Source organism: Streptomyces sp. NPDC059092, from assembly GCF_042756365.1.
Classification (GTDB): domain Bacteria; phylum Actinomycetota; class Actinomycetes; order Streptomycetales; family Streptomycetaceae; genus Streptomyces.
Genome location: NZ_JBHZEJ010000122.1, coordinates 1 through 9,385 on the forward strand (window position 1 = coordinate 1; position 9,385 = coordinate 9,385).

At 73.5% G+C, this 9,385-nt stretch carries 2 protein-coding genes; both read left to right on the forward strand.

Annotation, left to right across the window (positions count from 1 at the left end):
• Nucleotides 1-174: 174 nt before the first annotated feature.
• Entirely contained in the window at nt 175-7,794 is a 7,620-nt protein-coding gene (locus tag ACFXPL_RS36265; RefSeq protein ID WP_384927438.1) for an SDR family NAD(P)-dependent oxidoreductase, read from the forward strand.
• A 59-nt stretch (nt 7,795-7,853) separates the two neighbouring features.
• A partial coding sequence (locus ACFXPL_RS36270; protein ID WP_384927439.1) for a type I polyketide synthase occupies nt 7,854-9,385 on the forward strand: 1,532 nt, incomplete at its 3' end.

Consider the following 9,385-nt stretch of genomic DNA (forward strand, 5'->3'; position numbering starts at 1 on the left):
GACCTCAACACCGACACCGGTGCCGGCACCGACACCGGCACCACAACCCCACACGACACGGACCACCTCACACCCCGAACCGTCACCACCCTCCTAGCCACCGACGAACCACAACTCTCCCTCCACAGGGACCGGATCCGCGCCCCCCGCCTCACCCGGGCGGCGGAGCGGCTGGTGCCGCCCGAGGACGGCGCGTGGCGGTTGACGGCGGGGCCGGGGGGCACGGTCGAAGAGCTGTCGTTGTGCCCCTCCCCCGAGGCGGCGGAGCCGCTGCGAACGGGCCAGGTGCGGGTGGCCGTACGGGCAGCCGGGGTGAACTTCCGTGACGTACTGATCGCGCTCGGCATGTATCCGGACGAGGCGCTGCTCGGGGGCGAGGGCGCCGGTGTGGTCACCGAAGTCGGTCCCGGGGTGTCGGAACTGGCCGTGGGCGACCGGGTGATGGGCCTGCTCGACGGCTCCTTCGGCCCCGTGGTGGCGGTCGACCGCCGATGGGTGGTGCCGATCCCGGCGGAGTGGTCGTTCGTGGCGGCGGCCTCGGTCCCCGCGGTGTTCCTGACGGCGTACCACGGTCTGCGGACCCTGGGGGGCCTGCGGGCCGGGGAGTCGGTGCTGGTGCACGCGGCCACCGGTGGCGTCGGGATGGCCGCCGTACAGATGGCGCGGCACCTGGGAGCGGAGGTGTTCGCCACGGCCGGCCCCGGAAAGTGGCAGGTCCTGCGGGAGATGGGGCTGGACGAGGACCACATCGCCTCGTCGCGGACGGTGGAGTTCGAGACCCGGTTCGCCCGGCCGGGCGGGATGGACGTGGTGCTCAACTCGCTGGCCGGGGAGTTCACGGACGCGTCACTGCGGATGCTGGGTCCCGGGGGCCGGTTCGTGGAGATGGGCAAGACCGACGTCCGCGACTCCACCGCCGTCACCGCGCCGGACGCCTCGTATCAGGCGTTCGACATCGCCGACGCCGGCCCCGAGCGGATCCAGGAGATGCTGGTCGATCTGGTCGGGCTCTTCGACCGGGGCGTACTGACGCTGCTGCCTCGCACGGTCTGGGATGTGCGCGCGGCCAAGGACGCCTTCCGGCACATCGCCCAGGCGCGCCACATCGGCAAGAACGTCTTCACGATCCCCACCGCCCCTGATCCCGACGGCACCGTCGTCATCACCGGGGGTACGGGAACGCTGGGCAGCCTGCTCGCCCGGCACCTGGTCACCGAGCACGGCGTACGGAACCTGCTGCTGCTCAGCCGCCGGGGCCACCAGGCCGACGGCGCGGCGGACCTGGTGCGCGACCTGACCGGTCTGGGCGCCTCGGTGGAGCTGCGGGCCTGCGACGCGGCGGACCGGGAGTCGCTGCGCGCGGCGCTGGAGGGCGTGCGGCTCACCGGCGTAGTCCACGCCGCCGGCCTCCTCGACGACGGCGTCATCCCCGCGCTCACCCCGGAACGGGTACGGGCCGTGCTGGCGCCGAAGGCCGACGCCGCGTGGAATCTGCACGAGCTGACCGCCGGCCAGGACCTGTCGATGTTCGTCCTGTTCTCGTCGGTGGCCGCCACCATCGGCGCGGCGGGACAGGCCGCCTACGCGGCGGGCAACGCCTACCTCGACGCCCTGGCCCAGTACCGGGTGCGCCGGGGGCTCCCCGCTCTCTCCCTGGCCTGGGGCCTGTGGGAGGAGGCCAGCGGGATGACCGGGCACATGTCCGGCACCGATCTGGCCCGGGTGTCACGGGCCGGGATGCGGGCGCTGTCGACGAGCGAGGCGCTGCGGCTGTTCGACCTCGCGTGCGCCGGGTCGGACGGTGTGGTGCTCCCCGTGCGCTGGCAGCCGAGTCAGGACGCCGAGGTCCCGCCGATACTGCGCGATCTGGTACGCGGCCAAGGACGTCGCAGGGTCTCGGGCGCGGCGGCCCCGGCGGAGCGGAGCCTGGCCGACCGCCTCGCCTCGCTGGCCCCGGACCAGCGCCACGCCACGCTGCTGGAACTGGTCCGCGAGCAGGCCGCCGTCGTGCTGGGTCACTCGTCCGGCGACGAGGTGGCGGCCGACCAGGCGTTCAAGGAGCTGGGTTTCGACTCCCTGACCGCCATCGAGCTGCGCAACCGGCTCACCACCGTGATCGGGGAGCGGCTGCCCGCCACCCTGGTGTTCGATCACCCCACCCCCGACGCCCTGGCGCGGCACCTCGGACAGCGCCTGCTGGGCTCCTCGCCCGAGAGTGCCACGGCCGGGCCCGTCGTACCCGTCGGGGCCGGGGCGGCCGACGAGCCGATCGCGATCGTCGCCATGAGCTGCCGCTTCCCCGGCGGGGTGGCGTCCCCGGAGGATCTGTGGCGGCTCGTCGAGGCGGGCGGCGACGGAACGTCGGCCTTCCCCGACGACCGCGGCTGGGACGTGGCGGGCCTGTACGATCCGGACGGCGTCCGGCCGGGGTCCAGCCGCACCCGGCGCGGCGGCTTCCTGCACGACGCCGGGGAGTTCGACGCCGGGTTCTTCGGGATCTCCCCGCGTGAGGCGCTGGCCATGGACCCGCAGCAGCGGCTGCTGCTGGAGGCGTCCTGGGAGGCCGTCGAACGGGCCGGAATACGCCGCGAGTCGCTGCGCGGAAGCTCGACCGGCGTCTACGTCGGACTGTCCTACAACGAGTACGGCGCCGGGCTCGCGAACTCGGTCGAGGGCGCCGAGGGGCACCTGGCCACCGGGAACACCCCGAGTGTCGCCTCCGGCCGGCTGGCGTACCTGCTCGGTCTGGAAGGACCGGCCATCACCGTGGACACGGCGTGTTCGTCGTCGCTGGTGGCGACGCACCTGGCCGTACAGGCCCTGCGGCTGGGCGAGTGCTCGTTGGCGCTGGCCGCGGGTGTGACGGTGATGTCGACACCGGCGATGTTCGTGGAGTTCTCCCGGCAGGGTGCGCTGTCACCGGACGGCAGGAGCAAGGCGTTCGCCGAGGCGGCGGACGGGTTCGGCTCGGCCGAGGGTGTGGGCGTCGTCGTCCTGGAGCGGCTGTCGGAGGCGCGGCGCAACGGCCACCGGGTGCTGGCGGTGGTACGGGGCTCGGCGGTCAACCAGGACGGCGCGTCGAACGGGCTGACCGCGCCGAACGGGCCGGCGCAGGAACGGGTGATCCGTCAGGCACTGGCCAACGGGGGTCTGTCCTTCGGCGACGTGGACGCCGTGGAGGCACACGGCACGGGGACCAGCCTCGGCGACCCCATCGAGGCCCAGGCGCTCATGGCGACGTACGGTCAGGACCGGCCGGAGGAAAGGCCGCTGCTGCTCGGGTCGGTGAAGTCCAACATCGGCCACACACAGGCCGCGGCGGGCGTCGCGGGTGTGATCAAGATGGTCATGTCGATGCGGCATGGTGTGCTGCCCCGCACCCTGCACGTCGACGAGCCGTCCACACATGTCGACTGGTCGGCCGGCACGGTACGGCTGCTCGCCGAGCGGACGTCCTGGCCGGAGTCCGACAGGCCGCGCCGCTCGGCCGTGTCCTCCTTCGGGATCAGCGGCACCAACGCCCACGTCGTGCTGGAACAGGTGCCGGAATACGAGAACGGACACGAGCACGAGCACGAGGGCAACGCCGACGACAACGCCGGCGCCGACGGCACGGCGGAGGGCGCCGCCCCCGGCGACGGCGGACCGGCCGTGCCGGTGGTGCTGTCGGCCCGGTCCGCCGAAGCGCTGCGCGACCAGGCGTCGCGTTGGCAGGAGTGGATACGGTCGCGGCCCCGGACCCGGCTCGTGGACGTGGCGTTGTCCTCGGTGCTGTCCCGCTCGGTCTTCGAGCACCGGGCCGTCGTGGTGGCGGCGGATCGCGAGGGACTGCTCGCCGGGCTGGACGAGGTGGTCCAGCGGCCGGTGCTGCCCGCCGCGGGGTCCACGAAGGTCGCGATGGTGTTCTCCGGCCAGGGCAGCCAGCGGCCGGGTATGGGGCGGGAGCTGCACGACCGGTTCCCGGCGTACGCTTCCGCGTTCGACGAGGCCACGGCGGCACTGCGGCACGCGACCGCCGAACTGGGCCTGCCCGCCGTCGACCTCACCGGGGAGGAGCTCGACCGGACCGGTGTGGCCCAACCGGCACTCTTCGCCACCGAAGTGGCGCTCTTCCGGCTGCTGGAGTCCTGGGGCGTACGGCCCGACGTGCTCGCGGGGCACTCCATCGGCGAACTCGCCGCCGCGCATGCCGCGGGGGTGTTCTCCCTGGAGGACGCGGCGACGCTGGTCGCGGCCCGCGCCGGGCTGATGCAGGCGCTGCCGTCCGGGGGCGCGATGCTCGCGGTCGCCGGGTCCGAAGCGGACATCGGTGCCGACCTGACCGGCCTGGTCAGCGTCGCCGCGGTCAACAGCCCCGGTTCCGTGGTGGTCTCCGGCGACGAGTCCGAGGTGCTCCGGCTGGGCGAGACCTGGCGGGAACGCGGTCTGCGCACGTCCCGGCTGCGGGTCAGTCACGCCTTCCACTCCGTGCTGATGGATCCCATGCTGCCAGCCTTCCGCGACATCGCGGCTCAGGTGGCGGCGCGGGCCCAGACGCCGACGGTGCCGGTGGTCTCCACCGTGACGGGCTTGACCGCCACCCTCGAACAGTTCGGCTCGGCCGGCTACTGGGTCGACCAGGTACGCAAGACCGTGCGGTTCAGCGACGCCGTCACCACCATGGCCGCCCCGGAACGGCGGGCGGACACCGTATTCCTCGAAATCGGCCCGGACGCGGTGCTGACCCCGATGGTGGAGGACTGCCTGGCGGCCGAATCGGCTTCCGGGACCGCGTCCCAGGGGGCGGTGGCCACCCTGCGGCGCGACCGGCCCGATGCCGCGGCGCTGCTGGCCGGGCTGGGGCTCGCCCACGCCAGGGGGGTCGCCGTCGACTGGGCGGCGCAGTTCAGCGGCGCCGACGCCCGCGTCGTCGACCTGCCCACCTACCCCTTCCAGCGCAGCCGCTACTGGCCCACCCCGGCGGCGGGACCGGTCGACGCCAAGGCGGTCGGCCTGAGCGCGACCGAGCACCCGTTCCTCGGCGCCACCATCGGCATCGCCGGCAGCGACGAGCACCTGTTCACGGGGCGGCTCTCCCTGCCGACCCACCCGTGGCTCGCCGGGCACATGCTGCTGGAGCGCGTCGTCTTCCCCGGAACGGGGATGGTGGAACTCGCCCTCAGGGCGGGCGAGCGGCTCGGGTGCACCGTGCTCGACGACCTGACCCTCTCCACCCCGCTCGTCTTCGCCGAGCAGGACGCGGTCCACGTGCAGCTGCGGGTGGCCGCCGCCGACGACGGCGACAGGCGCACCTTCACGGTGAACTCACGGCCGGAGGACGCCACCGCGGACGAACCGTGGACGCACCACGCCAGCGGTGTGCTCGCCCAGGGCCCGCAGGCCGTCGACGAGGGACTGCTCGCCCCGCTCTCCGGCGTCTGGCCGCCCGAAGGCGCCGTCCCGCTGGAGATGACCGGCATGTACGAGGCGATGGACCCGGCCGCCGTCGCCTACGGCTCCGCGTTCCGTGGGCTGCGCGCGGTCTGGCAGCTCGACGGCGACCTGTTCGCGGAGGTGTCGCTGCCGGAGGAGTTCCACGCCGACGCCCGGCGCTTCGGCCTGCACCCGGGCCTGCTCGACGCCGTGTTCCACCCTGTGATCGTCAAGGGCAGGGCGGACGCGAACCCCGAGGACACCGACGCGAGCCGGGTACGGATGCTGTTCTCCTGGACCGGCATGTCGGTGCACGCCCACGGCGCCTCGGCCCTGCGCGTACGGCTGTCCCCGACCGGCACCGACCAGATGGCGCTCACCATGGCCGACCAGGACGGCCGCCTGGTCGCGCAGGCGGACTCGGTCGCCATGCGCCCGGTGTCGCCCCAGCAGCTGGCCACCATCCGTTTCGCCCGGCACGACGCGGTGTTCCGTACCGAGTGGGAGCCGCCCCGCCCCGCGACCCGGCAGCGCCGCGCCGCCTCGTACGCGGTCCTCGGCACCGACGAGCGCGGTCTCACCACCGCGCTGCGGGGCCTCGGACTGGAGGTGCGCCACCACACGGATCACGCGGCGCTCGCCGCGAGCACCGAGCCCGTCCCCGACGTGGTCCTCGCGCCCGTCGACGCCGTCGCCGGCCTGGATCCCGCCGTGGACGCCGCGGCCATCCTCGATCGGGGACTCGGCCTGCTGCACGCCTGGCTGGACGAGGAGCGGTTCGACTCGACGCGACTCGTCCTCGTCACGAGCCGGGCGGTGGCCGTCGCGGACGAGGCGCCCGACCCGGCGCGGGCGGCGCTGTGGGGCCTGGCACGGTCGGCCCAGTCGGAGCACCCCGGCCGGTTCACGCTGCTCGACCTCGACACTCCCGGGTCGGTCACCGACGAGCTGGCCCTGGCCTGGGAGTCCGACGAGCCGCAACTGCTGGTGCGCGACGGAACGGTCCGGGTGCCGAGGCTGCGGCGCGCACCCACGCCCGTCGCGGACGATGTCGCACTGGACCCGGAGGGCACCGTGCTGATCACCGGCGGTACCGGTGCGCTCGGCCGCCACGTCGCCCGGCACCTCGTCCGGGAAAGGGGCGCGCGGCACCTGCTTCTGCTGAGCCGCCGGGGCCGCTCGGCGGACGGCGCCGAGGAGTTCGTCGCCGAACTGGCCGAGTACGGCGCCACCGCCACCGTGGCCGCCTGCGACGTGGGTGACAGGGACTCCCTCGCGGCCACGCTGGCCGCTGTCCCCGCCGGACGGCCGCTGGTCGCCGTCGTGCACACGGCGGGCGTGGTGGACGACGGCCTCGTCGGGTCGCTGGACGCCGAGCGGATCCGCGGGGTGTTCCGGCCGAAGGCCGACGCGGCGTGGCACCTGCACGACCTGACCCGGGACCTCGACCTGTCGCTGTTCGTGCTCTTCTCCTCGGCGGCCGGCGCCCTGGGGGCCGCGGGGCAGGGCAACTACGCGGCGGCGAACGCCTTCCTCGACGCGCTCGCCCAACTCCGCAGGAGCGGGGGGCGCTCCGCTGTCTCGATGGCGTGGGGCCTGTGGGCCGACGGCGGCATGAGCGGCCGGCTCGGCGACGCCGAACTCGCCCGCATCACCCGGTTCGGGCTGTCGCCGATGGACTCGGCACAGGCGCTGGAACTGTTCGACGCCGCGACTCGGTCCGACGAGCCGGTACTGCTCACGGCCTACCTGGACCTGACGCGGATGCGCGGCGCCGACACGCCCGTCCCCGCCGTACTGCGCGCGCTCGTGCCCGCCCTCGTCCGGCGTGACGGCGCCGTCACCGCGCCGGAGCCCGGTGACGCGCTCGCGGGGCGGCTGGCCACGCTGCCCCCGCATGACCAGAAGCGTGAACTCCTCTCGGTGGTACGCGGCCACACCGCCGCCGTGCTGGGCCACCCGTCTCCGGACGCGGTGCGGCCGGACGGCGGTTTCCTGGAGGCCGGGCTCGACTCGCTCACCGCCGTCGAGCTGCGCAACCGGCTGATGGCGGCGACATCCCTGCGACTGCCGCCCACCCTGGTGTTCGACCACCCGTCCCCGGTGGTCCTGGCCGACCATCTCTGGTCGTCGCTGTGCGACACCGAGGGCGCCGAGGCCATGGCCGTGCACGGTGAACTCGACCGGCTGGAGGCGGCCTTGAAGGCCACCGCGCTGGGCGGTACGGAGCACGAGTCCGTCACCACGCGGCTGCGGAGCCTGCTGGCCGCATGGGGCGACGAGTCCGGCACAAGCGGTGAGGAGGACGTCGCGGAAAGCCTCGAATCGGCGTCGGCGGACGAGGTCTTCGCCTTCATCCAGAAGGAGTTCGGCGCTCCTTGAGCGCAATGCCGCGCACACCGACTCCCCAACCGAACCGATCTTCTGGTGGTGCAACCTTCATGAGCGACAACGAGAAACTGCTGGAGCACCTCAAATGGGTGACCGCCGAACTCCACCGCACCCGTCGGCGTCTGAGGGACTCCGAGGAGAGCGGCCGTGAGCCGATCGCCCTCGTCGGAATGGCGTGCCGGTACCCCGGTGGAGTGTCGTCCCCCGAGGATCTGTGGCGACTCGTCGAGGAGGGCACCGACGCGATAGGCCCGTTTCCCGACAATCGCGGCTGGGACGTCGACGCCCTCTACGACCCGGACCCGGAACACACGGGAAACAGCTATGTGCGCGACGGCGGATTCCTCACCGACCCGGCCGGGTTCGACGCCGGTTTCTTCGGGATCTCGCCACGCGAGGCCCTGGCCATGGATCCGCAGCAGCGGCTGCTGCTGGAGACGTCGTGGGAGGCCGTCGAACGGGCGGGCGTCGACCCGGTGTCGCTGCGCGGCAGCCGGACCGGGGTGTTCGTGGGCGCCGGCTCCCAGTCCTACGTGGTGCCGGGCTCGCACCAGGTGCCGGAGGAGCTCGCGGGGCATGTCCTCACCGGCAACACCCTCAGCGTCATCTCGGGCCGCGTCTCCTACACGCTGGGGCTCGAAGGGCCGTCCGTCGTGGTCGACACCGCCTGCTCTTCGGCTCTCGTGGCGTTGCACCAGGCGTGCCAGGCCCTCCGCCAGGGCGAGTGCTCGCTGGCGCTCGCAGCGGGCGTCGCAGTGATGGCCACGCCGTTCATGTTCGTCGACTTCTCCCGGCAGCGGGGGCTCGCCCCGGACGGCAGGTGCAAGGCGTTCGCCGAGGCGGCGGACGGCACCGGGTGGGCCGAGGGTGTGGGCGTACTGCTGCTGGAGCGGCTGTCCGACGCCCGCCGCAACGGCCATCAGGTCCTCGCCGTGATGCGCGGCTCCGCGGTCAACCAGGACGGGGCCAGCAGTCGGCTGACGGCGCCGAACGGACCCTCCCAGCAGCGGGTGATCCGGCAGGCACTCGCCGACGCGGGGCTGTCGGCGGCCGACGTGGACGTGGTCGAGGCACACGGCACCGGCACCCGGTTGGGTGACCCGATCGAGGCACAGGCACTCCTTGCGACCTACGGTCAGGACCGGCCCGCCGACCGCCCGTTGTGGCTCGGGTCCGTGAAGTCGAACATCGGCCACACCCAGACGGCGGCGGGCATCGCAGGTGTCATCAAGATGGTGATGGCGATGCGCAACGGAGCGCTGCCCGCCACCCTGCACGTGGACCGGCCCTCCTCGCGTGTCGACTGGTCGGCCGGGGCGGTCCGGCTGCTGACCGAGCCCGTCCCGTGGCCCGCGGCCGACCGGCCTCGGCGGGCGGCGGTCTCGTCGTTCGGTGTGAGTGGGACGAATGCGCATGTGGTCCTGGAAGAAGCACCCGCCCCCGAACCGTCGGACGCGGACAACGCCACCCCACCGGAAGACCCGATCCCCGTCTTCGGCTCGCTGCCCGTGGTCCCCGTACTGCTCTCCGCCCGCACCCCCACCGCCCTACGCGACCAAGCACAACGCCTCGCCGACCACCT